The organism is Rhizobium sp. LEGMi-198b, assembly GCF_054114205.1.
Window position 1 is genome coordinate 570,057 of record NZ_JBSYVH010000002.1, and the last position, 24,742, is coordinate 594,798.

The 24,742-nt window shown below is 60.9% G+C and carries 22 protein-coding genes; 14 read left to right on the forward strand and 8 right to left on the reverse strand.

The window, feature by feature from the left end:
* Positions 1 to 12: 12 nt before the first annotated feature.
* Positions 13 to 591: a ubiquinol-cytochrome c reductase iron-sulfur subunit gene (petA, locus tag ACXHXG_RS09440; protein ID WP_104823752.1), complete on the reverse strand. Its 579-nt coding sequence runs from the start codon at positions 589 to 591 to the stop codon at positions 13 to 15.
* 469 nt (positions 592 to 1,060) lie between these two features.
* On the opposite strand from petA, the gene ACXHXG_RS09445 reads away from it, so the two are divergent.
* The gene (locus ACXHXG_RS09445; RefSeq protein WP_104825156.1) at positions 1,061 to 2,008 is read left to right on the forward strand and encodes an endonuclease/exonuclease/phosphatase family protein; all 948 of its coding nucleotides are present in this window, start codon (positions 1,061 to 1,063) and stop codon (positions 2,006 to 2,008) included.
* 55 nt (positions 2,009 to 2,063) lie between these two features.
* Here the strand turns inward: ACXHXG_RS09445 and ACXHXG_RS09450 are convergent, their stop codons facing one another.
* Positions 2,064 to 3,926 (reverse strand): ABC transporter ATP-binding protein, encoded by a 1,863-nt coding sequence (locus tag ACXHXG_RS09450; RefSeq protein WP_285167863.1) that lies wholly within the window; start codon positions 3,924 to 3,926, stop codon positions 2,064 to 2,066.
* 453 nt (positions 3,927 to 4,379) lie between these two features.
* Positions 4,380 to 6,233 carry an ABC transporter ATP-binding protein gene (locus tag ACXHXG_RS09455; protein ID WP_104823754.1) on the reverse strand — a complete coding sequence of 618 codons (1,854 nt, stop codon included), beginning with the start codon at positions 6,231 to 6,233 and terminating at the stop codon, positions 4,380 to 4,382.
* Between the two features lie 397 nt (positions 6,234 to 6,630).
* Here ACXHXG_RS09455 and ACXHXG_RS09460 point away from each other — a divergent pair, with 397 nt between their 5' ends.
* The 4 genes from ACXHXG_RS09460 (at position 6,631) to ACXHXG_RS09475 (ending at position 10,799) form a co-directional block, all read left to right on the forward strand.
* A complete protein-coding gene (locus tag ACXHXG_RS09460) occupies positions 6,631 to 7,092 on the forward strand; it encodes a tRNA (cytidine(34)-2'-O)-methyltransferase (RefSeq protein ID WP_457899501.1) in 462 nt (153 codons plus the stop codon).
* A gap of 116 nt (positions 7,093 to 7,208) precedes the next feature.
* Positions 7,209 to 8,375: a hypothetical protein gene (locus ACXHXG_RS09465; protein WP_457899125.1), complete on the forward strand. Its 1,167-nt coding sequence runs from the start codon at positions 7,209 to 7,211 to the stop codon at positions 8,373 to 8,375.
* A 211-nt stretch (positions 8,376 to 8,586) separates the two neighbouring features.
* A complete protein-coding gene (locus ACXHXG_RS09470) occupies positions 8,587 to 10,230 on the forward strand; it encodes a Na/Pi cotransporter family protein (RefSeq protein WP_457899126.1) in 1,644 nt (547 codons plus the stop codon).
* 158 nt (positions 10,231 to 10,388) lie between these two features.
* The gene (locus ACXHXG_RS09475; protein ID WP_457899127.1) at positions 10,389 to 10,799 is read left to right on the forward strand and encodes a VOC family protein; all 411 of its coding nucleotides are present in this window, start codon (positions 10,389 to 10,391) and stop codon (positions 10,797 to 10,799) included.
* Positions 10,800 to 10,801: 2 nt separating this feature from the next.
* Here the strand turns inward: ACXHXG_RS09475 and ACXHXG_RS09480 are convergent, their stop codons facing one another.
* On the reverse strand, positions 10,802 to 11,059 hold the full coding sequence (locus ACXHXG_RS09480; RefSeq protein ID WP_104823759.1) for a hypothetical protein: 258 nt from the start codon (positions 11,057 to 11,059) through the stop codon (positions 10,802 to 10,804).
* Between the two features lie 171 nt (positions 11,060 to 11,230).
* Between ACXHXG_RS09480 and hemF the strand changes: the two genes are divergently transcribed.
* The 3 genes from hemF to ACXHXG_RS09495 all read left to right on the forward strand — a co-directional run bounded on the left by hemF (position 11,231) and on the right by ACXHXG_RS09495 (position 12,832).
* Entirely contained in the window at positions 11,231 to 12,142 is a 912-nt protein-coding gene (gene hemF / locus ACXHXG_RS09485) for an oxygen-dependent coproporphyrinogen oxidase (protein ID WP_457899128.1), read from the forward strand.
* Positions 12,143 to 12,231: 89 nt separating this feature from the next.
* A complete protein-coding gene (locus ACXHXG_RS09490; protein ID WP_104823761.1) occupies positions 12,232 to 12,510 on the forward strand; it encodes a hypothetical protein in 279 nt (92 codons plus the stop codon).
* Between the two features lie 136 nt (positions 12,511 to 12,646).
* On the forward strand, positions 12,647 to 12,832 hold the full coding sequence (locus ACXHXG_RS09495) for a DUF1059 domain-containing protein (RefSeq protein ID WP_104825157.1): 186 nt from the start codon (positions 12,647 to 12,649) through the stop codon (positions 12,830 to 12,832).
* A 10-nt stretch (positions 12,833 to 12,842) separates the two neighbouring features.
* Here ACXHXG_RS09495 and ACXHXG_RS09500 read toward each other — a convergent pair whose 3' ends face one another.
* Genes ACXHXG_RS09500 through ACXHXG_RS09510 form a run of 3 tightly spaced genes read right to left on the reverse strand, consistent with a single transcriptional unit; the run spans position 12,843 to position 15,351 of the window.
* The gene (locus tag ACXHXG_RS09500; protein ID WP_457899129.1) at positions 12,843 to 14,099 is read right to left on the reverse strand and encodes a CCA tRNA nucleotidyltransferase; all 1,257 of its coding nucleotides are present in this window, start codon (positions 14,097 to 14,099) and stop codon (positions 12,843 to 12,845) included.
* Complete coding sequence (locus ACXHXG_RS09505; RefSeq protein WP_285167858.1) at positions 14,096 to 14,731, reverse strand: NUDIX hydrolase; 636 nt, start codon at positions 14,729 to 14,731, stop codon at positions 14,096 to 14,098. The genes ACXHXG_RS09500 and ACXHXG_RS09505 overlap by 4 nt, the downstream gene beginning before the upstream one ends.
* Positions 14,728 to 15,351 (reverse strand): DUF1285 domain-containing protein, encoded by a 624-nt coding sequence (locus tag ACXHXG_RS09510; protein ID WP_104823764.1) that lies wholly within the window; start codon positions 15,349 to 15,351, stop codon positions 14,728 to 14,730. Before ACXHXG_RS09510 ends, ACXHXG_RS09505 begins: the two co-directional genes overlap by 4 nt.
* Positions 15,352 to 15,519: 168 nt before the next feature.
* Between ACXHXG_RS09510 and ACXHXG_RS09515 the strand changes: the two genes are divergently transcribed.
* Genes ACXHXG_RS09515 through ACXHXG_RS09535 form a run of 5 tightly spaced genes read left to right on the forward strand, consistent with a single transcriptional unit; the run spans position 15,520 to position 22,808 of the window.
* Positions 15,520 to 16,533, forward strand: a complete 1,014-nt coding sequence (locus ACXHXG_RS09515) for an AAA family ATPase (protein WP_457899130.1) — start codon at positions 15,520 to 15,522, stop codon at positions 16,531 to 16,533.
* Between the two features lie 26 nt (positions 16,534 to 16,559).
* Positions 16,560 to 17,480, forward strand: coding sequence for a DUF58 domain-containing protein (locus ACXHXG_RS09520; RefSeq protein WP_457899131.1), 921 nt, complete (start codon positions 16,560 to 16,562; stop codon positions 17,478 to 17,480).
* Entirely contained in the window at positions 17,477 to 20,302 is a 2,826-nt protein-coding gene (locus tag ACXHXG_RS09525) for a DUF4159 domain-containing protein (RefSeq protein ID WP_457899132.1), read from the forward strand. The genes ACXHXG_RS09520 and ACXHXG_RS09525 overlap by 4 nt, the downstream gene beginning before the upstream one ends.
* Before the next feature lies 1 nt (position 20,303).
* Positions 20,304 to 22,376 carry a hypothetical protein gene (locus tag ACXHXG_RS09530; protein WP_457899133.1) on the forward strand — a complete coding sequence of 691 codons (2,073 nt, stop codon included), beginning with the start codon at positions 20,304 to 20,306 and terminating at the stop codon, positions 22,374 to 22,376.
* A 6-nt stretch (positions 22,377 to 22,382) separates the two neighbouring features.
* Positions 22,383 to 22,808, forward strand: coding sequence for a GNAT family N-acetyltransferase (locus tag ACXHXG_RS09535; protein WP_457899134.1), 426 nt, complete (start codon positions 22,383 to 22,385; stop codon positions 22,806 to 22,808).
* Between the two features lie 36 nt (positions 22,809 to 22,844).
* Here ACXHXG_RS09535 and ACXHXG_RS09540 read toward each other — a convergent pair whose 3' ends face one another.
* Entirely contained in the window at positions 22,845 to 23,417 is a 573-nt protein-coding gene (locus ACXHXG_RS09540) for a GNAT family N-acetyltransferase (protein WP_457899502.1), read from the reverse strand.
* A gap of 330 nt (positions 23,418 to 23,747) precedes the next feature.
* On the opposite strand from ACXHXG_RS09540, the gene ACXHXG_RS09545 reads away from it, so the two are divergent.
* The gene (locus ACXHXG_RS09545; protein ID WP_457899135.1) at positions 23,748 to 24,737 is read left to right on the forward strand and encodes a glutathione S-transferase family protein; all 990 of its coding nucleotides are present in this window, start codon (positions 23,748 to 23,750) and stop codon (positions 24,735 to 24,737) included.
* Positions 24,738 to 24,742 lie beyond the last annotated feature (5 nt).

Sequence of the window (24,742 nt, forward strand, 5' to 3'; positions counted from 1 at the left end):
TTCAGCTCCCCCTCAACCGACCTTGATCTTTTTTTCTGCGGTAAACGCATATACCGGAATAGCGAGGTTCTGCGGCGCGGGCCCATGGCGGATGCGACCAGCGGTATCATAGACCGAACCATGGCAGGGACAGAACCAACCGCCGTATTCTCCCGCCTGACCAAGCGGTATGCAGCCGAGATGCGTGCAGACGCCGATCATGACAAGCCAGTTTTCCTTCCCATCACCGGCCGAACGCGCGACATCGGTCGCTTGCGCATCCGCCGGCAAATTGGCATTGCGGGCGTTCGGATCCTTCAGATCGGAGATCTGCGCACCCTTCGCGTCATCGATTTCCTTCTGCGTGCGGTTGCGGATGAAAACCGGCTTACCACGCCATTTCACCGTCATCGACATGCCGGGCTCCAGGCTCGAGACATCGACTTCGATAGAAGCAAGAGCGAGCGCCGAGGCATCCGGCCGCATCTGATCGATAAACGGCCAGGCAACGGCGACTGCGCCCACTGCGCCGGCCATGCCCGTCGTCAGATAAAGGAAATCTCGGCGAGTAGGCTCGCCCGTAGTTTCATTCGTCGTAATGTGCTCGCTCAAGGCTGGACCATCCTCATCCGCAAAACCCGCAGCTTGACGCTGCGGTACCCCCTCACTGCCGGCGAATCAACGCGACCATAATTCCGCCATAGATTCCTCCGTAACCCGCCGCGTTCTAAGCTTGATCGCAAATTATGTCCAGTCTTGGCAAGGGGTGCGGGCACAATGTCGCGGGAAAACTGCGCTATTTGGCCGTGAGTGCCGAGCTTAAAATCCCCACCGCCGGTCAAATAGACGTAAGCGCATGAAAAATCGCGAGATTCGCCCTATAGATTTTCGTATCGCAGCGCAAAATAAACAGTGATTTTAATGCTGCAATGCACCCCGGTCAGCATGAGGCTGACCGCCGATCTATACTAAGCTCTACTTCCTACTCCTTAAATCCGAATGGATTTAAGGAGCGACTTATGCGCCTTTATGCTGCGCCGCCGCTCTATGAGCCATTGGAGATATGGCTGAGGACATGACCATGAGACACACGATCTACTGCGTTCTATGCGTCCTTGCTACACTGGCACTGGCCATCCTTGCGGCGCGTTATGTTACCGATGTATGGCTGCTCGCCTTTTTCGAAAGCCTTCAGACCCATATCAGCCTTTTCGGCATCGGGCTCGCCCTCCTCGCCCTCCTCTTCAAGCGGCATTGGTATGCGGTTTTCCTGGTGGCTGTCGGTGCCGGGCTTGCGGTTCATTCAGTGGTGATGCTGCGCGAATATGCTGCCTCCCCTCCGCTCAACCCGCCGGCAGCGGCCGATGCGAGCAAGAGCTTCACCCTGCTCTCCTTCAACATCGAAGACAGCAATTTCGAAAACGGCACACGGATCGCTGACCTCATTGTCAATTCGAAGGCTGATGTCGTGGAGATTTTCGAAGCAGGCCCGATCCAATCGGAGATGAAGCGAATAACCGCCGTCTATCCCAACCGCATCGGCTGCGGCATCATGACGAGCGATTGCGATTCCCTGCTGCTATCGAAGCGCCCATTCCAGACGCAGGTCATGCACAGCCTCGGCAGCCTTTGGGACAATCGCTTCGTTCTCGCGACCATCGACATGGATGGTCAGCCGGTTAACTTTGTCTCAGCCCACCTCAGCAAACCCTATTTCGACGAGTTTCATGGAATAGAGTTGGATATACTCGGCCCGATCCTGAAAGATATTCAAGGGCCGTTGATCGTCGCCGGCGATTTCAACGCTTCGGTCATTGCGCCCGATATGCGAGGCTTCCTGAACGACACCGGTCTGCGTCACACCTTTCCAGAACCCGCCACCTGGCCGATCATGGCCGGCGCCTATGGCATTTCCATCGACCATGTCTTCGCGCGCCCGCCGCTGCGGCTGAAATCCGTGCAACAGATAACAGACGCCATGGGATCGAACCATTTCGGTTTGATGACGGAGTTCAGCGTTTCAAAATAGCTCTTTGATTTTGCTCAAGCTTATCCGGAAAGCTGTCTGACATTTTGGTGACAGCCTACTCGGCCTCGGCTGCTATGAAGCCGCCCGACTGGCGCGCCCAGAGTTCGGAATAGAGGCCGCCGCGGGCAATCAGCTCGTCATGGGTACCCTCTTCGATGATCCTGCCTTTGTCGACGACGATCAGCCGGTCGAGCTTGGCAATGGTGGACAGGCGATGCGCGATCGCAAGCACCGTCTTGCCTTCCATCAATGCTTCCAGATTGGACTGCAGCGCGGCCTCGACCTCGGAATCCAGCGCCGAGGTCGCCTCATCCAACACCAGGATCGGCGCGTCCTTCAGCATGACGCGGGCAATCGCGATACGCTGGCGCTGGCCGCCTGACAATTTGACGCCGCGCTCACCGACATGGGCGGCATAGCCCGTGCGGCCCTTCTGGTCCTCCAGCGTCGCGATGAACGTATCCGCCTCCGCCCGCCGTGTCGCCTGCGCCATCTGCTCCTCGCTCGCCTCCGGACGACCAAAGAGGATATTGTCGCGGATGGAACGATTGAGCAGCGCGGTATCCTGCGTCACCATGCCAATCTCGCCGCGCAGCGATTCCTGCCGGACCGCGGCGATGTCCTGTCCATCGATCAGGATGCGTCCGCCTTCGAGATCGTAGAAGCGCAGCAGCAGATTGACGAGTGTCGTCTTGCCGGCACCGGAGCGACCAACGATGCCGACTTTCTCGCCGGCACGAACGGTCAATGAAAAATTGTCTATGACGCCACTGCCGCGACCGTAGTGGAAGGTCACGTGCTCGAAGCGAATTTCCGGATGGACGATCTGCAGATCCCTGGCGCCCGGCCGATCGACCAGGCCGATCGGCTCCGAGACCATCTCGGCGGAATTCTGGATCGTGCCGAGATTGCGCATGATCGCATTGAACTGCGCCATCATGCGGCCGAAGAGCATGTTGAGCCGCAATACCATGCTGAGCGTGAAGGCGACGCCGCCGGTGGAAATCTCGCCCGCAAGCCAAAGATGGATGGCAAGCGCCGCGATCGTCGTGATCATCACGCCTGACAGGAGGGCCAGCGACGAGCGCACGCCGGTCAGAAGCCGCGTGAAAGGCATGACGGCGGCCTGGAAGCGATCGAAGCCGTTGCGAATATAATCATCGTTCTGCTCTTCGCGGCCGAAGAGCTTCAACGTCTGGATATTGGCATAGGCATCGACCATGCGGCCGTTCAGCATCGAAGATGCCTCGGCAGCGTTGCGCGCGTGTCGCCGGATGCGCGGCACGAAATAGCGGGCAAGCAGCGAAAATATGCAGATCCAGATCGCGATCACCAGCGCCAGGCGCCAATCAAGCCCGCCGACCAGCGCTATGGTCGAGGCGGCATAGATGATGATGAACCAGACCACCTGCAGCAGCGAGACGACGAGATCGCCGGTCGATTGCCCCGCCGACCAGACCTTGGTGACGATGCGGCCGGAAAAATCATTCTGGAAGAAACTCACCGACTGGCGCGCGACATGCACATAGGCCTGCCAGCGCACGAGATTGAGGAAGCCGGGTACGACGACCTGCTCCTCGACCAGCGCCCCGAGGCTGACCACCACGAAGCGGACGACCAGCACGACGAAAACCATGCCAAGCAGCGCGCCGCCATGGCCGGAAAGCAACCCTGCCCAGCCCGCTCCCGGCTGCACCTTGTCTAGGATATCGACCAGATGGCCAACGAACCAGAACAGCGCCGCCTCCAGCACCGCCACTGCACCACCGAGCGCCGCCATCGCCAGAAACGGCCCCTTCGCCTGACCGACATAGTACCAGATGAAAGCCCAAAGCGACCGCGGCGGACGCAGGTCGCCAGTGCGGTAATAGGGATCAATCCAGGTTTCGAACAGGCGATAGACGGAACGGATCAGCATCCCAGCGATATAGGTGGTTTCGCCTGGGGTGCAAAGGAAAGTAGGCGTGATGGAATCTTATATTTTTGTCATGTTTGACGTAGGGAAAGCGCTACGATTCACGACGCCCTGTCGTCGACATCCAGAATGCTTTGCAAGTCACGCCGCCCATTCAAGACGCGTACGACGACGAGGGTTTCACCTCGGACAAGGTAATAAACGCGAATTGTCTCGAAACCCAATACTGTACGCGATCTCAGACCATCGATATCCGGGTTGTCGAAATGGCGAGGCGATCCAGTCAATGGCGATTGTGCAGCAACTGATAAGCATTCGCGGACCGCTGGATAAGGCCATCATAACCTCCTAATTGTTCTCAATAGATAAGAAACAACAAAGATCGAATAAGGCAGTTCCACGCAGCGACATGAGCTAGCCGAAACAAAAAGGGCGAGCCCGAAGCCCGCCCTCTTTTCATTCCGCCGCCGCCTCGGCCTCTTCGTGGTCCGCCAGGAACCCACCGGACTGCCGGCTCCAGAGGTCAGCGTAGATGCCGCCGTGCTGGACCAGATCGTGATGCGTGCCCGTCTCGATGATGCGGCCCTTGTCGAGGACGATGAGGCGGTCCATCTCGGTCAATGTCGACAGACGGTGCGCGATGGCGATCACCGTCTTGCCCTGCATCAGCGCGAAGAGGTTTTCCTGGATCGCCGCTTCCACTTCGGAATCGAGCGCCGAGGTCGCTTCGTCCAACACCAGGATCGGCGCGTCCTTCAGGAAGACGCGGGCAATCGCGATGCGCTGCCGCTGGCCGCCGGAGAGCTTGACGCCGCGCTCACCGACCTGAGCGTCGAGCCCCTTGCGACCCTGCATATCCGTCAGCCCTTCGATGAACTCCCAGGCATTGGCGCGCTTGGCCGCCTCGATCACCTCCGCATCGGTCGCCTCCGGTTGACCATAGGCGATGTTGTCGCGGATCGAGCGGTGCAGCAGCGACGTATCCTGCGTCACCACACCGATCAGCGAACGCAGGCTGTCCTGGCTCACCTTGGCGATATCCTGGCCATCGATGGTGATGCGCCCGCTTTCGAGATCGTAGAAACGAAGCAGCAGGTTCATCAGCGTCGTCTTGCCGGCGCCGGAGCGGCCGACGAGACCCACCTTCTCACCCGCATGGATATCGAAGGTCAGGTTTTCGATGACACCATTGGCCTTGCCGTAGTGGAAGCGGACATGATCGAAATGGATCGCGCCCTGCTTGGCCGTGATCGCGGGTGCGGCCGGCACGTCGACGATGTCATGCGGCTTCGTCAGCATCTCGATGCCGTCATAGATCGTGCCGATGTTCTCGAACAGTGCCGAGACTTCCCACATGATCCATTGCGACATGCCGTTGACGCGCATGGCAAGCCCGATGGCGATGGCGATCGCGCCGATCGAGATCGAGCCGCTCAGCCAGAACCAGATCGACAGCGCCGAAATGACGAACAAGGCCACGCAGTTGTTGACGTAGACCGCGATGTAGAACAGCGTCACCTTGCGCATCTGCCCGTAGACGGTCTGCAGGAATTCGCTCATGCCTGCTTTGGCGTAGCCCTCTTCGCGGCCTGCATGCGAAAACAGCTTCACCGTCGCGATGTTCGTATAGCTGTCGACCACCCGTCCCGTCATCGTCGAGCGTGCATCCGCCTGAGCGGCTGCGATCTTGCGCAGTCGCGGCACGAAATAGCTGACGATGCCGATATAGATCAGGAGCCATGCGAGGATCGGCAGCATCAGCCGCCAGTCCGCCGCAGCGATGACCAAGATCATCGACAGGAAATAGGTGACGACATAGACGAAGACATCGAGGATCTTCATCACCGCTTCGCGCACGGCAAGCGAGGTCTGCATCACTTTGGTGGCGACGCGGCCGGCGAACTCGTTGGCGAAGAAGGTCATGCTGTGGCGCAGCAGGAAGCGATGCATCTGCCAGCGGGCGATCATCGGATAGTTTCCGAGCAGCACCTGATGCATGATGATGGAGTCGAGCACCGCCGCGAGCGGCAGACCGACCAGCACCATCGCGCCCATCCAGAAGAGCTTATGCCACTCCGTCTGCAGGAATGTCGCCTTGTCCGCATGCGACAGCCAGTCGACGATATCGCCCAGGAATTGGAACAAAGCCACTTCGCCGACCGCGATCAGCATGGTGAGAACGGCCATGGCGATCAGCCAGGGCGCGGCCGGCTTGGTATAATGCCAGCAGAAGGCAAAAAGACCCCGCGGCGGAACGTGCGGCACTTCGCTTGGAAAAGGGTTTAGTCGCTGTTCGAACCAGCCAAACATGAAATGCTCCAAAGACTCAGGCCCTTCGGCCACCGCTTCCGCGTCTAAAAGGGATCGCGGACTGATATGGTGGCCGGGTGATGAAAGAACGAGGCCATATCGGCCGCGCAATGAATCAAAAAAGGGGAAACTTGCAAAAACGCGCTTTAAAGCGCCCGCATCATGGCCGCGCGGCCACGGCTCGGAGGCGCATCATCACAAACAAAATATTCATCTGAGCCTCCTATGTCGCAAGTTGTAGAGCGGTTCTCTTTTACCGTGCATTAATCGCTTTGGAAAGCGAAATGTGCCCAAAAACGCGCCTGAAATCTTCAATTCTGCTGATGAAGACATCACAGAAACAAGGGATTCGACAAAAGGCGAAGACAACGCCCGGCAATTTCGTTAGTTGCAGATTATGACTTCGCTGCGCATCGCCCTCTACCAGCCCGACATTCCCGGCAACACCGGCACGATCCTTCGACTCGCCGCTTGCCTCGGCCTTGGCGTCGACATCATCGAGCCAGCCGGTTTCGACATATCGGATCGCAATCTCAAGCGCGCCGGCATGGATTACCTCGCCGCTGTCACGCTGACGCGACATGTCAATTGGGAACGTTTCGAGGATTGGCGGGCGGAAAGCGGGCGGCGTCTGGTGCTCGCCTCCACCAAGGCGGCCGAACGCTATACGGATTTCACCTTTCGGGAAGACGACATCCTGCTCTTCGGCCGCGAGAGCGCCGGTGTGCCCGATCATGTGCACGAAAAGGCCGATGGTCGCATCCTGATCCCGATGGTCGCTGGACAGCGCTCCATCAATGTCGCCATGTCTGCAGCGATGATTTCGGGCGAGGCACTGCGGCAGACAAACTGGTCATAAATGTCGCGGCAAATCTGAACGCTGCAGTGGCCAATTGCCGTTGGCACGTCGGGTAAAGTGTGAGAAGCTTTCTCCTGGAAGTGCTTTACCTAACGGCAGCTCTGGCGAGGTGACCCATGTTCCAGACGGCATTCACCCTCACCCTTACTCAATTCGCGCGCACTCTCAGTCTCCCTGAACGGCTGCAGCGCTCGCCGCTACGCAATCTCACTCTGGAAGCCTTGCGCCAGCGCAACACTGCGCTCGATGCCCTGTTTTATGACGTCAAGGTCATCACCCCGGAAGAGGCCTTCTACATCAGCGGTTCGCTTGCAGCCGAAGGCTCGATCATGATCGTGCCGCCGAGCGGCGGTGCTGCGATAACTCTCTGCGAAACGATTGAGGAGTTCGCGCTTCGGGGCGGTACCGACGCCCAGGCGCTGGCCGTTGCTGGCATCGGGGGCTCCGCCCTTGGTGCGGCCGCCTTCGCCCGCAATGTCGCCGACGCGATCGGCGCGCCGGTCGCCATCGTCGTCTCCGGATATGGTCTGGCCGACATTGTCACTGAGGCCTTTGGCGGCCACTTCTTCTTTGGCCATATGAAAGGTCTGCGGCCCGTCTTCCAAATGCTGGACGATTTTGCCGGACGGCCCAAATTCGGGGTCGCCGACAAGAATGACGACGAAACAGCCTCGCGCACCAGCCTCGACACCCGGACCGTGCGTGCGCTTCTTGCCGATCCTCGCTTCTCCTTCCGCCTCCTGGCCGGCCACTCGAAAGGCAATCTGGTGATTTCGGCCGCCCTTCACGATCTCTGCAAACAGGATGAGGCCAGGGCCGCGACATTGGCACAGAGATTGAAGATCGTCACCATCGGCGCCCGCATCGCCATGCCGCCGATCTTTTCCGACGTCGTCGATGTCATCGGCGAATGGGACTGGTTCGGCGAGATGAACTCCAGGCCATTCATTCCGGCCGATCAGCGCATTCCGCATGCCTGGCACCACACCAACACGGATCTGGCCGGCCATTTGCCTGTCACCGCCGTGCTCAAAGAGATTTTAGCCACGACCGCGATTTCGGAAGAGGCTCAAGCAGCGCCGGCCCTGCATGTCGTGGCTGAGCGGGAGGCATCGAATGCCTCGACAACCGAAACCGCCGTCCCACGGCCCTCGGAGCGTCCGGCACGCAAGCCGGCAACGATCAAGAAGGTGAAGGAAGCCTTCTCTGAAAGAACGTTGCCCGACATCCCGCCGAGGCAAGCCGACCGATCCGGTGAAATGCAGCCGCCGAAGCCGCATTAAAATCAGGCGCCCCGCAAATATTGTCAGATATGTCGTTCGCAGTGTTGAACCGCGAGCCACCGGAGACATATAATCATTAGCCGGCAAGCAAAATTGCTGCTGCTCACCAGTCGTTCCCAGGCACTGAAATTCATGCCTTTTCAGTAGCTTCCGTCCGACTTCCGACAATCATTGAAAACATGACGGCATGAGAAAGACATAAAAAGGCGAAATGGAATCCACCGTCGTGATGATCAATTTGTTCGGGGCCGTTGCTTTGCTGCTGTTCGGCCTCGCACAGGTGAAGGATGGTGTTTCACGCGCCTTTGGCGCCAAGCTCAGAACCGGCCTTGCCAGCAGCACGCGCGGCGGGCTTCGTTCCTTCACCGCCGGCTTCGTGGCAACGGTCGCGCTGCAGAGCTCGACCGCAACGGCGCTGATGATTGCCTCTTTCGTTGAGCGCGAACTCGTCTTGCCGAGCATGGCGCAGATCGTGCTGCTCGGCGCCAATGTCGGTACCGCGGTGACAGCCTGGATCGTCGCGACCGGCATCGAATGGCTGTCGCCGCTGATCATTCTCATCGGCATCGTGCTTTATCGCCGCTCATCCACCACCAAACAGGGCGCGGGTGCGGCACTGATCGGCATCGGCCTGATGCTGCTGTCGCTGCAATTGCTGAGCCTCGCCACGGCACCGATGCGGCAATCGCCGGCGCTTGGCGCCTTTATCGGCCTGCTGGACGGCGCTCTGCCCGTGGCATTGATCTTTTCGGCCGTGCTCGCCTTCCTCTCGTCGTCTAGTCTTGCCGTGGTCGTGCTGATCCTGTCTCTCGCTTCGACCGGCATTCTCTCCCCGGCCCTGACCGTCGCTCTCGTTCTTGGAGCCAATCTCGGCGGCGCGGTTCCGCCGGTCATGGCCACCCTCTCCGGTCCCGCCACTGCGCGGCGGGTGACGCTCGGCAATCTGATCGTGCGCACCATCGGCTGCCTCCTCGTCTTGCCCTTTGCTGGCTATATCGGCGCGTGGATGCAGGCCCTGCATTTTTCGCCTGCCAAGCTACCGGTCGACATTCACCTGCTCTTCAACATCGCCCTCGCGATCTGCGCCTGGCCTTTCTCGTCCTTCTTGTCGAAGATGATGCGGCGGATTGTGGCCGACGATCCGCGAGCCGACGACGGCCCGAAATTTCTCGATCAGCACGCCCTGAACACGCCGGTCATCGCGCTCGCCAGCGCAACGCGCGAGGTTCTGGGTGTCGGCGACCTCATCGAACGCATGCTGATCCGCACCGAAAACGCGCTCAACAACAACGATCTTACTCCGCTGAAGGAAATCGCGGTTCTGGAAAAGCGCGTCGACCGGATCCAGCAAGAGGTAAAGATCTACCTCTCCAAGCTCGGGCGCGAGGGATTGGACGACGAAAACGGCCGCCGCTCGATCGTCATCATCGACTATGCCATCAACCTCGAACATATCGGCGATATCATCGAGAAGGGTCTCGCCGAACAGGTTGCCAAGAAGATTGGCAAGGGCCTGACCTTCTCTGGCGATGGCTATCAGGAGCTGCAGAGCCTCCTCAACCTGACGATCGATAATCTGCGTATCGCCCAGACGATCTTCGTCACACGCGATTTCAACCTCGCCCGCCAGCTCATGGAAGTGAAGGTCGACGTCCGCCGGCTGGAGAAACAATCCTCCGAGCGGCATCTCGAACGCCTGCGCGACGGTCGTGTTGACAGCCTGCAGACCAGCTCGCTGCATCTCGACATGCTGCGCGACCTGAAGCGCATCAACGCCCACATCGTCTCGGTAGCGCATCCGATCCTGGATGAAAGCGGGCTGCTGATCGAGAGCCGGTTGCGAAACACGCAGTAGACGATTGCGGCGAATGCGAAGATCGAAAACGGAAGAAAAAGCCGTCCCTTATGCTTTGATTTCGTTCAACAATACAGAAAATTTCTCGTCATTGCATTATCGCCACTTTAGAAGCCTATGCTGTAGAACATTCGCAAATGACACATGGAGGAAACGTCATGCGTCTGGATGCCTATCTGATCTTTGACGGCGATTGCCGGCAAGCTCTCGAATTCTACCATCGATGCCTTGGCGGCGAGCTCACCGTCATGGACTACAGCCATCCGAATGTGGCGAGCCAAACGCCGGAGCACTGGCGCGATAAAGTCATGCATGCGCGGCTGACGGTCGGCGACGCTGTCTTGATGGCTTCGGACGGCAGGCCGGGTGAAACCGGCAAGAAATACGGTTTCTCGGTCTCCGTTCAAATCGACAGGGCGGAAGAAGCGGAGAAGCTGTTCGCAGCGTTGCAAGAGGGCGGCACGGTTACCATGCCGATCGATGAAACCTTCTGGGCGGAGCGCTTCGGCATGCTGGTCGACAAGTTCGGCGTGCCGTGGATGATCAATTGCCAGCGTTCGACTGCCTGATATCAATCGGCTGACGGGAGGCGCCGCATGGTGAATTCGATGCGATCGCCTTCCACCTGCCGCCAGCTTTCGACTTCGGTCCAATAGGCGGCTTTCGGAAATTCATCGAACCACTCGCGGGCCTTGGCCCGCGCTTCCGGGCGACTGAGACAAAAAGTCTCGCGGACAAAATCACCTTTTCCGCCGGTAGGCTTTTCCTGCCGGTAACGTGAAATCCTGCGTCTCAACCCGTCAAGGGGCGGCGGTCCGGGTATTTTCATCGTGAAACCTCGCCTTTGAGAGGGAAGATAATACCGCATTTGGCAATTTGCGAGTCGATTCTCCGGCGAGCCCGGTGTGCTGGTGACGATGCGATGATGCTGATATTCAGACCGGGAATCGACATTACGTGAATCGCGGGCCCTAGCGGCCCGCCCCGCCGGAGAGCATACATGGAACGACCGGAACTTCCCAAAGGACTACCCGAAGACATCGAAGACAAGAAAGAAGCGGCCAAGGGCTGGTTTGAAAGCCTGCGGGACGCGATCTGCGCGCAATTCGAACAGTTGGAGGACGAGCTTGCCGGCCCCCTCTCGGACCAGGAGCCGGGGCGTTTCGTCGCCAAGGACTGGCTGAGAGAGAACGGCGAAGGCGGCGGCGGACGTATGTCGATCATGGAGGGCCGCGTCTTCGAAAAGGTCGGCGTTCATACGTCCACCGTCTATGGCGAATTCTCGCCCGATTTCCGCAGCCAGATTCCGGGCGCCGAGGAAGATCCGCGCTTCTGGGCCTCCGGCCTGTCGCTGATCGCCCACCCCGTCAACCCGAACGTACCTACCGTGCACATGAACACGCGCATGGTGGTGACGACCAGCCATTGGTTTGGCGGCGGCGCCGACCTGACGCCCGTGCTCAACCGGCGGCGCACACAGGAAGACCCCGACAGCGTCCTCTTCCATCGCGCCATGCAGATTGTTTGCGACCGTCATACGGTTGCAGACTACCCGCGATACAAGACTTGGTGCGACGATTACTTCTATTTGAAGCATCGCAATGAACCGCGCGGCATCGGCGGCATTTTCTTTGACTGGCTGCACTCTGGGGAGGAGGCAGGCGGTTGGGACGCGGATTTCGCCTTCACGCGGGATGTCGGGCGCGCATTTTCCATGGTCTACCCACGGATCGTGCGCTCGAATTTCAATGACGTGTGGTCCGAAGAAGATCGTGACGAACAATTAATTCGTCGCGGGCGCTATGTGGAGTTCAATTTACTTTACGATAGGGGTACAATATTCGGGCTAAAGACAGGAGGCAACGTGGAGTCGATCTTATCGTCCTTGCCACCCGTCGTGCGCTGGCCATAGAATGGCAAATGCTAAATCAGAAAAATCTTGAATTAGTTCGGAGGAGTACCGAGGTTAGGTAATGCTCGTTTCAATCGGAGGAGGTTGTAATGGCAGTACAGAATCAAGTGGCAGAAGCCGCGAAGGAACAAAAGCTTTCGCGCACAGTCGATACGCCGGATTTCGTCGTCCGGCTGGCTGAGGACATGAGGGTTAGAAGCGGGTCGGATCTGCCACTCTCCTGCTTCATCGAGCAGGTCAGAATGCAGTTGGCTGGCAAGTCGCCGAGCGATGTGGCACGCATCGTATCCGACCGCCCAGCAAAGCAAGCGCCCGTTCCGAAGTATCAATCTTCGGATTGCTTCAAATCCTGGGCCATGCCGGATTGATATCCGGGAAGTAATCGTCCGGCAGGGTGGAGGCCCTGCCGGACGTCCGAAACCTTTCCCCACCTTTTGCGTTTTGACCTTCAAGCCGCCGTTCGGCTGGAAGTCTTTCATGGCGTCAAAATATCAGGAGGCAGATATGCGACTGTTCGAATGTGGTACACTTGTACCTGGCTGCGACTGGCACACGCGCGCCAATGACGATGCCGAAGTGGTTCGCCGCGCTGTCGAGCACATGCGCAACGCCCATGGCGAGACGATCATCCGCGAAAATATGGTCGACAACATCAAGGCCCGCATTCGCGACGAGGCGAGCGCCGCCTGATCAACTGACATCAGGACTCGGTCAATTCCTTGAGCCGGGCGAGAAGAGCCGCCCGGTTCATGGCGAAATTGCCGTCGAGCCATTGTTGCTCAAGTTTACCCAGGATCTCGCCGACCCGAGGCCCTGCGCTCACGCCTGCGGCCAGCGCATCCCCGCCATTGACCGGAAAGACCGGCTTCTTCCACCGGGCCGTCCGCTCCAGCAACTTGCCGAGCCGTGCGGCGCGCGCCATCTCCCCGAAATCGCCTTCCGCCTTGCCCCGTGCAACTGCAAGCGCCAGCTTCAGCCGGGTGGCAATGCCGGATGCATCGTGGCGGTAGAGCAGGCGATCGAAGGCCGCTTCGGATACATCGTCCTTGATGCCGGGCGCATTCGCCCAGTCCTGCAAATAGGCCGCTTCCGCCTTCGACAGCCGCAGTCGTTCGCCAAGCTTTGCCAGCCGCGCGGCATCCGGCGGCACGATGGCTGCCAACCGCAGCAGCGGATCGAGCGCCCAGTCGAGTGCCTGTTCCGTGGTGACGAGTGCGGGAATGGCATCGATACCCCACTTCTCGGTCTCCGGCAGCACCTCGGTCAACACCCCGACCTGCCGCATCCAGAGCAGCGCCCGGCCCGGATCCTTGGCCGCAAGCAGCTTTTTCATCTCTGACCAGACACGCTCGGCCGAAAGCGTCGCGATCTTCGACCGCGCGGCCGCACAGGCGCGCAGTCCGTCCGCATCCGGTCTTCCACTGCCGTAATGCGCGAAAAAGCGGAAGAAACGCAGGATCCGCAAATGATCCTCGGCAATCCGCGTCGCCGCATCCCCGATGAAACGGATATTACGGCGCTCCAGATCGATGAGCCCGCCAACCATATCGACAACCGCGCCATCTGCCGAAGCATAGAGCGCGTTGATCGTGAGATCGCGCCGCTCGGCATCGGCCTGCCAATCATCGCTGAACGCCACCCGGGCACGCCGGCCGTCCGTTTCAACGTCGCGCCGCAACGTCGTGATTTCGAAAGGCTTTCCATCGACGACCAGCGTCACCGTCCCATGTGCGATGCCCGTCGGCACTGCCTTGATGCCAGCGGCAACAGCCCTCTCGACGACAGCCTCGGGCAACAGCGTCGTGGCGATATCGATGTCTGCAACGGGCAGCCCGAGCAGGCTGTTGCGCACTGCCCCGCCGACGACACGCCCCTCGCCGCCATCGCCGTTCAACAACGCCAGCACCCGCTGCAGCGCTCCGTCCTGGAACCAGGCCTCGCCGGCAATGGAGGTCATGAATAAAGCCTTTCGTAAAGCGTGCGGACAATGCCGGCGGTAATGCCCCAGATCATGCGCGGACCATAGGGCATGCGATAGAAATGCCGCTCCATCCCCTGCCAGACCATGCTGTCGGTCACGTGATGGCCGGGATTCATAAGGAAGGAGAGCGGGACTTCGAAAGCATCCTCCACCTCTGTGGGATTGAGCGCCAGTTCGAAGCCAGGCTTGACCACGGCGAGGATTGGCGTGATGCGGAAACCGGTCGCAGCCAGATAATGCGGCAATCGGGCGACGGGCTCGATGAAGACGTCCGCCAATCCGATCTCTTCACCTGCCTCACGAACCGCCGCCATTTCCGGCGACGCATCCTCCGGATCGATGGCGCCACCGGGAAAGGCGATCTGGCCGGAATGCTTGCGCAATGTCGAGGTGCGCAGCGTGAAGATGACGCTGGCGTCGTCGCCATCGTCCACCACGGGCACCAGCACCGCAGCGTCGCGCAGCTTCAGGCCTTCGACTTGCAAGGTAGTATCCGGATTGAGCGCGTGGTCGCCATGGTCGCGCCAGGCGAGCTCGACCGGACCGCCGCTCTGATTGAGCGCGCGGCGCCGGAATTCGGCGGCGGAATAAAGCGGAAATTCGCTCATCGCGTTAAGGCATCCAGTTCGGCAACCGGCATGACCGGGAAGATCGTACCGCCCGAGCGCACGCAGAACATCTCGCGCCCGGCGATCACAACGGTCTCGCCGAGTTCGACGAGATCATACATCACCGCGCGCGTCACCAGCGCCTCCAGCCGCCCGCGGACGTGCAGATAGGGCTTCAATTCGTCGTTCTCGCCACGGATGACGAAACGGATCGGATGTTCCCTGCCCGCCTCGACAACGTCGCCGACATTGGTTCGAAATGTCAGTACCCGCTTGCCTTCGCGCTCGGTCACGCTCATTTCGACAGCGATGAACGGCGCATCGACGACGCGGATACCCACCTTTTCCACAGGCGTGACGAGATAGGTCTTTTCATCCGCATCCTTGCGCAGCACCGTTGAAAACAGCCGGACCAGCGGCGCACGGCCGATCGGCGTTCCCATATAGAACCAGGTGCCGTCGCCACGGATTTCCATGTCGATATCGCCGCAAAACGGGGGCTCCCAGCGATCGACGGGCGGCAGGCTCTTCTTGCGTGCGCCGGCATCGCCGGCCGCGCGCGAAATCAGCGCAGCCAGACTTGCCGCATCGCTCGCCCCTCTGATTTCCTCGGTTGCCATTCTTCCGTCCCGGTTTGTGCTTAGTTACGAATACGGCCCTCTCTCACGAGATAGTCATTCGAAACGCGCTTGTCAGCCGTCTTCATAACGATAGGTTCTATTGATTATGGGGCAAATGTGTAAGGTCTGCGAATCGCGCGTACCGTTTTTCTGCCGTTGGAGATGCAAATGGGCATGATCAAATCGACCGAAACGAGCCTCGACGACCAGGCCATCATCGCATCCGCCGAACAGGCGCTGAAAGATATCGCCTCCATCCGTGCCGAAGTCTCCAAGGTCATCTTCGGCCAGGAGAACGTTGTGGAAAATACGCTGCTTGCCGTGCTGGCCGGCGGCCATGCGCTGCTCGTCGGCGTGCCGGGCCTCGCCAAGACCAAGCTGGTGACCACGCTCGGTGCCGTTCTCGGCCTTGCCGCCAATCGCGTCCAGTTTACGCCGGACCTGATGCCATCGGATATTCTCGGTTCGGAAGTCATGGACCAGGATGAGACCGGCCGCCGCTCCTTCCGCTTCGTCAAGGGCCCGGTTTTCGCGCAATTGCTGATGGCTGACGAGATCAATCGCGCTTCGCCGCGCACGCAATCGGCGCTGCTGCAGTCGATGCAGGAGTATCATGTCACCATCGCCGGGCAGCGTTACGATTTGCCTGCGCCGTTCCACGTTCTCGCAACCCAGAACCCGCTGGAGCAGGAAGGCACCTATCCGCTGCCGGAAGCACAGCTCGACCGCTTCCTGCTGCAGGTCGATGTCGATTATCCGGAGCTTGCCGACGAACGCAAGATCCTGCTCGAAACCACCGGCCTCAGCGAAGCGACGCCGCGTGCCGTGATCGATGCCACGCGCTTGATGGAAATCCAGAAATTGATCCGCCAGATGCCGGTCAGCGACGGCGTCGTCGATGCCATCCTGTCGCTGGTGCGTTCCGCGCGCCCCGGCCAAGGCAATGAAACGACTGACAAGCACGTCGCCTGGGGCCCTGGCCCGCGCGCCGGCCAGGCAATGATGCTCTGCGCCCGCGCCCGCGCGCTGTATGAAGGCCGGCTTGCGCCGTCGCTCGACGACGTGCATGCCCTGGCCGAGCCTGTGCTGGAACATCGCATGGCTCTGACCTTCGCCGCCCGTGCGGAAGGCATGTCGGTGCGGGATGTGATTGCAGGCCTGGTCAAGCGGTCGAGATCGTAACCAGGGTGTCGAGGAGAGTATAGCGCGTGGCATCCATCGGACAGATCGTCAGCCCGACCCCAGGCAATGATGCCCTCTCCCGAGCCCGCAGCCGTGCTGCCCTCGTGCCGGATTGCCTTGTCGAAGCCAAGCGCATCGCCAATACCGTGATTGCCGGCTGGCATGGCCGGCGCAAGCGCGGCATCGGCGAAAATTTCTGGCAGTTCCGCCCCTATACCGAGGGCGAGAGCCTGTCTCGTATCGACTGGCGCCGCTCGGCCCGCGACGATCATACCTATATCCGCGATCATGAATGGGAGGCCGCTCACACGATCTGGCTCTGGGCCGATCTCTCGCCTTCCATGATGTATAAATCGACCTACGGCCATGCCTCGAAGGAAGGCCGTGCGCTCGTCCTCATGCTGGCGCTGGCGGAAATTCTTTCCCGTTCCGGCGAACGCATCGGCTGCCCCGGCATCATGGAGCCGGTTGCGACCCGCAACGCCGCCGAGCGCCTGGCAGCGGCCCTGATGCACACCCCGCTCGAAGGCGGTCTGCCGCAGACCAGCATGATCCGTGGCTGGAGCGATATCGTCCTGATCGGCGATTTTCTGGACGATGCCGACACCGTCATGGGTCGGATCGGGCCTCTGGCTCGCCGCGGATTGCGCGGCCATGTGGTCGAGGTCGCCGACCCGGCCGAAGAGGTCTTCCCCTATAGCGGCCGCACCGAATTCACCGACCCGGAAAACGGCACGAAGCTAGTGGCGGGCCGGGCGGAAAACCTGCGGGAAGATTACCAGCGCGCCTATCTCGCTCGCCGCGAAAATCTCGGCCAATCACTGCGCCATCTCGGTTGGACTTTCGTCAGCCACCGCACCGACCGACTGACATCGGAAGCGCTGGTCGCCGTGCATATGTATCTCTCCGGCATGCCCGCCAAGGCGACGCTTGGGGGGCAGCCATGAGCGCGCTCTCCTTTGCCTTTGCCTCCCCGGCTATCCTTGGCGCTTTGATCCTGCTTCCGGCGATCTGGTGGCTGCTGCGCCTGACGCCGCCGCATCCGAGAGCGGAAGTCTTTCCGCCGCTGCGTATTCTGGCAACGATCCTGAAGCGCGAGGAAACGCCGGCGCGTAGCCCCTGGTGGTTGACCCTGCTGCGTATGGTGCTTGCCACTCTGGTCATCCTCGCCATCGCCAATCCGATGTTCAATCCGCGCACCAATACGCTGTCGAGCGACGGACCGTTGGTATTGGTCATCGACAATAGCTGGGCGAGCGCTGCCGATTGGGAGCGCCGTGTGCAGACGGCCGACGCGTTGATCGACGACGCCGACGCCAAAGGCATCCCCGTCTCCATCGCCTTCACCGCAGACAAGAGCAACGACACGACGCCCGGCGCTGCTGGCGCCGCCCGTGACAAGCTGCACGCGGCCAATGCAAGGCCGCTGGTGCCGGATCGCCAACGCGTCGCCCAGGCGATCAAAGCCGCTTTGAACGGCACCAAGCCGGGCACGATCGCCTTCCTTTCCGACGGCGCCGAAAGCAAGAACAAGGACGATATTGTCAACCAGCTCGCCGCCCTGGAGCCCAGCGAATTGCGCCTCATCGAAGGCGATGGCAGCGAAGTGCTGGCCATCACCGGCGCCACCAACGCCGCCGACAATATGACCATCACCGCAACGCGGCTGAACGGCAGCAGCCCGCTCCGGCTGGGGCTCAGCGCACTCGACAATCAGGGACGGCCGATCGCGGCCGGTTCGCTGAATTTCGCCGGTGGCCAGACGGTCGCGACCGGCACCATCGCCGCCCCCTTCGAAATGCGCAACGATTTCGCCCGCATCAGCATCGACCGCCACGCAAGCGCCGGCGCCGTGCATCTGCTCGACGATGGTTTCAAGCGCCGCCGCGTGGCGCTTCTGTCCGGGCAGGCCGCCGATGAATTCCAGCCGATCCTGTCGCCGCTTTATTACATCCAGCGCGCCCTGCAGCCCTATGCCGATCTGATCCAGCCGAACAGCGCGGATGTGGCAAAATCGATCCCCGAGCTGCTTGCCGGCAATCCCTCCGTCATGATCATGGCCGATGTCGGCCGCCTGCCTCAGGAAAGCTACGCGCCATTGCAGCGATGGATCCAGAATGGCGGCACGCTGGTGCGCTTCGCCGGACCGCGCCTTGCCGCCGCTCCCGCCGAGGACCCGCTGGTGCCGGTGACGTTGCGCCAGGGCGAACGCACCTTCGGCGGCGCACTCTCCTGGGCCGAACCGCAGCCCCTTGCCGACTTCCCCTCCTTCGGCCCCTTCGCCGGCATGCCGAAGCCGACCAACGTCCTCATCAAGCGGCAGGTGCTGGCCGAGCCGACACCCGATCTTGCCGAACGCACCTGGGCAAGCCTCGCCGACGGTACGCCGCTGGTGACCGAAAAGCAGATGCAGGCCGGCCGCGTCGTCCTCTTCCATGTCAGCGCCGAACCGCAATGGTCCGATCTGCCGATCTCCGGCGATTTCGTCGAGATGCTGCGTCGCATCGTGCAGCTTTCGCGCTCCGGCGGCGTCACCTCGACCGAAAGCGCGCCGAAGACCAGCGAAGCCCTGCCGCCATTCCGGCTGCTGACCGCCAAGGGCGTACTGACCAGCGAGACCGGCAACGCCCGCCCGCTCGATCCGAACAACAAAGGCGCAATCGCTGCCAACTTCGACAACCCGCCCGGCCTCTACGGTTCGGAGGAAGGCTTTACCGCGCTCAACGTCCTGCCCGACGGCGCAGAACTCCGGCCGCTGGATGCCTCCGGCCCGAGCGTATCCGTGGCGCGTGAGGGGCTGATTGGCGGCGAGGCTTGGTCGGCCAAGCCGATCCTCTTCACCATCGCTTTCCTGGTGCTTCTGGCTGACAGCCTCATCGTGCTCTTCATGAACGGTGCCTTCCCGCGCCTTCGGAAATCACCGAAGACGATCGCCGGCGGTGCCGCCGTGCTGTTGCTGGCAATCTCGGCCGCCGCCTTCCTGCATCCAACGAATTCCTGGGCCGACGATTCCAAACCCGGCGACGAGACCATCTATTCGCGGCTCGACAAGACCCATCTTGCCTATGTCGTCACCGGCGAATCCGACGTCGATCATACATCCGAGCGCGGACTTGCCGGCCTCTCCGATTTCCTCACCTACCGCACGACTCTGGAGCCGGGACCGCCGGTCGGCCTGGATCTCGCCAAGGACGAGCTCGCCTTCTATCCCATCATCTATTGGCCGATTTCCGCCACCGCGCCGATGCCGTCCAACGACGCCATCAATCGTATCGACGCCTATATGCGCAATGGCGGCACCGTGCTTTTCGACACGCGCGACGCCATCGACACGATGGGCGACAACACGACGCCGAGCCCGAATGGCCAGCGGCTGCAGGCGATTCTCGCCAATCTCGACATTCCGGCGCTGGAGCCGGTGCCGGCCGGTCACGTGCTCACCAAATCCTTCTATCTGCTGTCCAGCTTTCCTGGCCGCTATGCCGACAGCCCGCTCTGGATCGAGGCGCGGCAGGATACGCGCGGCGATGGCAATGCGGTCTCCTCCTCGGACGGAGTGACCCCGATCATGATCACCGGCAACGACTTTGCCGGCGCCTGGGCAACCGACGACAACGGCATTCCATTGCTGCCGACCGTGCCGCCGGACGAGACACAGCGCGAATATGCCTACCGCACCGGCGTCAACATCATGATGTACATGCTGACCGGAAACTATAAGTCCGATCAGGTGCACATCCCGGACATTCTGGAACGGTTGGGGCAGTAAGATGAATATTGGTTTCGCCCCCTTCCTGCCCTGGCCCGTTCTCGCCGCCCTTGCGGTGCTGACGCTTGGCATCGCCGCACTCGCGATCTATCGGCGCATGCGCGGCAGTTGGATCCGCGCGCTGGCGGCATTCGCCCTGCTGGCCGCCCTTGCCAATCCCGTGCTGATGCAGGAGGATCGCGACCAGCTCTCCACCATCGTCCCCGTCATCGTGGACCGCAGTCCGAGCCAGGAAACGCCTGAGCGCATCAAGATGACCGACGATGCTCTGGAGGCACTGAAAGACCGGCTGGCGCAATTCCCGCGCATCGAGCCTCGTATTGTCGAGGTGCGTGAACCGGCCGAATCCGAGTCGCCTTCGACCCGTCTTTTCGCGGCGCTCTCCTCGGCAATCGCCGATGTGCCACCCGCACGCGTGGGCGGCGCTATTTTCCTGACCGACGGTCAGATCCACGATATCCCCGGCGTCAATCAGGCACTCGGCTTCGACGCGCCGATCCACGGGCTGATCACCGGCAAGCCGGATGAATTCGATCGGCGCATAGAGGTGGTGCGCGCGCCTCGCTTCGGCATCGTCAACGACGAGCAGCAGCTCGTGCTGCGTGTCGTCGATGATGGCAAGAGCCCCGGCGGCACCGCGGCCGTCACCGTGAGAATGAACGGCGACGAGATCGCCACGCTGCAGGCGACGCCCGGCCAGGACACGCCCTTTAGCTTCAAGGTGCCGCGCGCCGGTAACAATGTGCTGGAATTCGCCGTCGCCGAAGTGCCGGGCGAAGTGACGCCCATCAACAACCGCACCGTTCAACTGATCGAGGGCATCCGCCAGAACATGCGCGTGCTGCTCGTCTCCGGCGAACCGCATGCCGGCGAGCGCGCCTGGCGCAATCTCCTGAAGTCGGATGCCTCCGTCGACCTCGTCCATTTCACCATTCTGCGTCCGCCGGATAAGCAGGATGGCACGCCGATCAACGAGTTGTCGCTGATTGCTTTCCCGACGCGTGAACTCTTCGTCGACAAGATCACCTCTTTCGACCTGATCATCTTCGACCGTTACCAGGACCGCCCCAACGTCCTGCCGACGATCTATTACGACTACATGGCTCAATATGTCGAAAACGGCGGCGCGTTGCTGGTTGCTGCCGGTCCCGAGCATGCAGCCGGCAATTCGATCGCGCTCACACCGCTGTCCTCCGTGCTCCCGGCCGAGCCGACCGGCCAGATGATCGAGAAGCCTTTCTATCCGCGCCTGTCGGAACAGGGCCGCAAGCACCCGGTCACGCGCGGTCTGGATGGATCGGACACCGAGCCGCCGCATTGGGGGCGCTGGTTCCGCAGCGTCGATGTCGAGAAGCCACAGGGCCAGACCGTGATGGTCGGCGCCGACAACCACCCGCTGCTGGTTCTGAACCGCGTCGGCCAGGGCCGCGTCGCCATGCTGCTCTCCGATGAAGGCTGGCTCTGGGCCCGCGGCTACGAAGGTGGCGGACCGCATGTGTCGCTCTATCGCCGCATCGCCCATTGGCTGCTGAAGGAACCGGCTCTGGAGGAAGAGGCCCTGACGGCAAGCGCCGCCGGCCGTGCGCTGGAAGTTACCCGCCAGACGATCGGCGACGATCCCGGCCCAGTCACCGTCAAAGCACCCTCCGGCAAGACGCAGACCCTGCAGTTGAAACAGGCGCAGCCGGGTCTCTATCAGGCCCAGAAGCACATGGACGAAATCGGCCTCTATCAGATCACCAGCGGCAATCTCTCCACGCTGGTGCATGTCGGCGCTGTCGACGCGCCGGAATTCAAGGCGATGATCTCGACCACGGAAACGTTGAAGCCCTTGGCGGAAAAGACCAAGGGGCTTGTCGCCCGGGTTGCGAGCACCGGAGGCGGCGTCACGGTGCCGCCGATTCTGCCGGTGCGCGGCGCCGTCCGCATAGCCGATAACCAACGCCTGACCATCCGCATGACCGATGAAACCGTCTTGAAGGGCGTCAATAACCTGCCGCTCTTTGCGGGCTTCGTTGGTCTTTCCGCCCTCCTCTTCGCCTTCTCCGCCATGTGGTGGCGCGAAGGACGGTGAATATAGATGCCGCAACTCGATGTGACCGATACCCCGTCAGAAAGCGAACTTACGGCGATCGGCGAAGGATTGACGGCCTTCAACGCCGCCGATGTCGGCCCATCCAGGCGCCGCGCGCTCGCCGTTCTGATCCGCGATGATAGCGGCAAGACCATCGGCGGCATTTCGGGCTATACGGCCTGGGGCTGGCTATTCACGGCCTGGCTGTTCGTGCCGGAAACACTGCGCGGGCAAGGCATGGCGGGAAAGTTGCTGGAAGCAGCGGAGACGGAGGCGATCGCCCGCGGCTGCCAAGGCGCCTGGATCGACACCTTCAATCCGCAAGCGCTACGGGCTTATCAGCGGCAGGGCTACGCCATCTTCGGCGAACTGCCGGAATTTCCTATCGGCCGCAGCCGTTACTTTCTGCAGAAAAAACTATCGCCCCGCTGATGGAAGCGAGGCGGTAGGCTTTGTTTTTGTAAAAGCTTAAACCGCCATTGCCGTCAGCGGCAAATCTTCGTCGTCATCCATCTCATCGGAGACAGCAACCGGGATATCCGCCTCACGCCAGGCGATCGTGCCCGCCAGTCGCGCATGCGTATCGGCGGCGATCGGTACGACGAGAACCCGGTTGGGATCGACCGGCCCCGGAAAGGCGAGCGCATTGTAAGCGACCTTCTCGAAGCCGAGCGGACCGTAATAGGGCGGATCGCCCACCAGGATCACGGCTTCCGACCCCTTGCGTTTGGCGGCTTCGACGGCGATCCGCACGAGTTCGCGGCCGATACCCTGGTTCTTGTGCGAGGGCCGGACGGCGAGCGGTCCCAGCAGATGCCCTTTGACCGAACCGGCCAGCACCGGCGTCATCCGGACGGAAGCGATCGTCTCGCCGTCATCGGTGCAGATGAAGGAGAGCGAGCGGTCATGCGGCCCCTGCTCGCGAATCCGCGCTGCGGCGCGGGTGAACCGGCCGGGACCGAATGCTTCTTCGTTGATGTGTTCGATGACAGCGTCATGCGACGCGTCCTCAGTGAGGTAGACCAGTTCGTGCTTGTGCATTAGACCAAAGAAACCAGATGGACATACGGGATGGTTCTCGAAAACGCTTGTCGAGCGTTCGGGATCATCGGCGTCGTCGCAGGCTTCTGATTGCTTCCATGGCAAGTGGTCCTCAAAGTGTGACAAGCCCGATAGCAGGAAATGCCCGCCTCGTCCAATGCAAAATGCGAGCGCCTGGATATTGACGCATGATCTTATCCGAAAGCCGCTTCGCACTCTCCGCATCATGTCTGTAACGCACTGTTCATCGTTTGCCGTCTCGAAATTCCGCGGCCATACCGTATCTTCCGGATCAAGTTCTTCGAAAGGATCTCCGAAAGGATAGAGTAAATGGGCATGTTGGTTGACGGCGTCTGGCATGACATCTGGTACGACACCAAGGAAACCAAGGGTCATTTCAAGCGCGCAGCTTCGCAGTTTCGCAACTGGGTCACCGCAGATGGCGCGCCCGGTCCGAGCGGCACGGGCGGCTTCAAGGCCGAAGCGGGCCGCTATCATCTCTATGTGTCGCTCGCCTGCCCATGGGCGCACCGCACCTTGATCTTCCGCAAGCTGAAGAAGCTCGAAAACCTGATCTCTGTTTCCATCGTCGACCCGCTAATGCTGGAAAACGGCTGGGAGTTCAAAGGCCGGGATGGTGGGACTGTCGATCACCTCCTCGGCGCAAAGGCGCTCTGGGAAGTCTACGTCAAGGCCGATCCGCATTATTCCGGCCGTGTTACCGTTCCCGTCCTTTGGGATAAGCAGACCGGCACGATCGTCAACAACGAATCCGCCGAAATCATCCGCATGTTCAACAGCGCCTTCGATGGATTGACGGGCTCGAAGAGTGATTTCTATCCGATGGATCTTCGCAGCGACATCGATGCTTTGAACGATATCGTCTACGACACGGTCAACAACGGCGTCTACAAATCTGGTTTCGCCACCACACAGGAAGCCTACGAGGAAAATGTCCGACGCCTGTTCGAAACCCTCGACATGCTCGACAAGCGCTTAGAAGGAAGCCGCTACCTCTTCGGCGACCGGCCGACCGAGGCCGACTGGCGGCTGTTCACCACGCTCGCCCGCTTCGACGCCGTCTATGTCGGCCACTTCAAATGCAATATTCGCCGCATCGAGGATTATCGCAATCTCTCGGGCTATCTGCGTGACCTCTACCAGGTCCCCGGCGTCGCCGAGACGACCAATCTTGCGCACATCAAGACCCACTATTATCGCAGCCACAGGGCGATCAACCCCACCGGAATCGTCCCCGTAGGTCCCGACCTCGATCTCGACCGCCCGCATGCACGCGAACGGTTGGCAAAGGCGGCTTGAGGCAA

Coding starts and splice junctions, on each gene's coding strand:
- ACXHXG_RS09530 (WP_457899133.1), top strand. CDS start 20,304: ATGAATATTGGTTTCGCCCCCTTCCTGCCCTGGCCCGTTCTCGCCGCC.
- ACXHXG_RS09490 (WP_104823761.1), top strand. CDS start 12,232: ATGGCAGTACAGAATCAAGTGGCAGAAGCCGCGAAGGAACAAAAGCTT.
- ACXHXG_RS09535 (WP_457899134.1), top strand. CDS start 22,383: ATGCCGCAACTCGATGTGACCGATACCCCGTCAGAAAGCGAACTTACG.
- ACXHXG_RS09540 (WP_457899502.1), bottom strand. CDS start 23,417: ATGCACAAGCACGAACTGGTCTACCTCACTGAGGACGCGTCGCATGAC.
- ACXHXG_RS09525 (WP_457899132.1), top strand. CDS start 17,477: ATGAGCGCGCTCTCCTTTGCCTTTGCCTCCCCGGCTATCCTTGGCGCT.
- ACXHXG_RS09465 (WP_457899125.1), top strand. CDS start 7,209: ATGTTCCAGACGGCATTCACCCTCACCCTTACTCAATTCGCGCGCACT.
- ACXHXG_RS09515 (WP_457899130.1), top strand. CDS start 15,520: ATGGGCATGATCAAATCGACCGAAACGAGCCTCGACGACCAGGCCATC.
- ACXHXG_RS09475 (WP_457899127.1), top strand. CDS start 10,389: ATGCGTCTGGATGCCTATCTGATCTTTGACGGCGATTGCCGGCAAGCT.
- ACXHXG_RS09470 (WP_457899126.1), top strand. CDS start 8,587: ATGGAATCCACCGTCGTGATGATCAATTTGTTCGGGGCCGTTGCTTTG.
- ACXHXG_RS09510 (WP_104823764.1), bottom strand. CDS start 15,351: ATGGCAACCGAGGAAATCAGAGGGGCGAGCGATGCGGCAAGTCTGGCT.
- hemF (WP_457899128.1), top strand. CDS start 11,231: ATGGAACGACCGGAACTTCCCAAAGGACTACCCGAAGACATCGAAGAC.
- ACXHXG_RS09500 (WP_457899129.1), bottom strand. CDS start 14,099: ATGACCTCCATTGCCGGCGAGGCCTGGTTCCAGGACGGAGCGCTGCAG.
- ACXHXG_RS09545 (WP_457899135.1), top strand. CDS start 23,748: ATGGGCATGTTGGTTGACGGCGTCTGGCATGACATCTGGTACGACACC.
- ACXHXG_RS09450 (WP_285167863.1), bottom strand. CDS start 3,926: ATGCTGATCCGTTCCGTCTATCGCCTGTTCGAAACCTGGATTGATCCC.
- ACXHXG_RS09480 (WP_104823759.1), bottom strand. CDS start 11,059: ATGAAAATACCCGGACCGCCGCCCCTTGACGGGTTGAGACGCAGGATT.
- ACXHXG_RS09505 (WP_285167858.1), bottom strand. CDS start 14,731: ATGAGCGAATTTCCGCTTTATTCCGCCGCCGAATTCCGGCGCCGCGCG.
- ACXHXG_RS09460 (WP_457899501.1), top strand. CDS start 6,631: ATGACTTCGCTGCGCATCGCCCTCTACCAGCCCGACATTCCCGGCAAC.
- ACXHXG_RS09455 (WP_104823754.1), bottom strand. CDS start 6,233: ATGTTTGGCTGGTTCGAACAGCGACTAAACCCTTTTCCAAGCGAAGTG.
- ACXHXG_RS09445 (WP_104825156.1), top strand. CDS start 1,061: ATGAGACACACGATCTACTGCGTTCTATGCGTCCTTGCTACACTGGCA.
- ACXHXG_RS09495 (WP_104825157.1), top strand. CDS start 12,647: ATGCGACTGTTCGAATGTGGTACACTTGTACCTGGCTGCGACTGGCAC.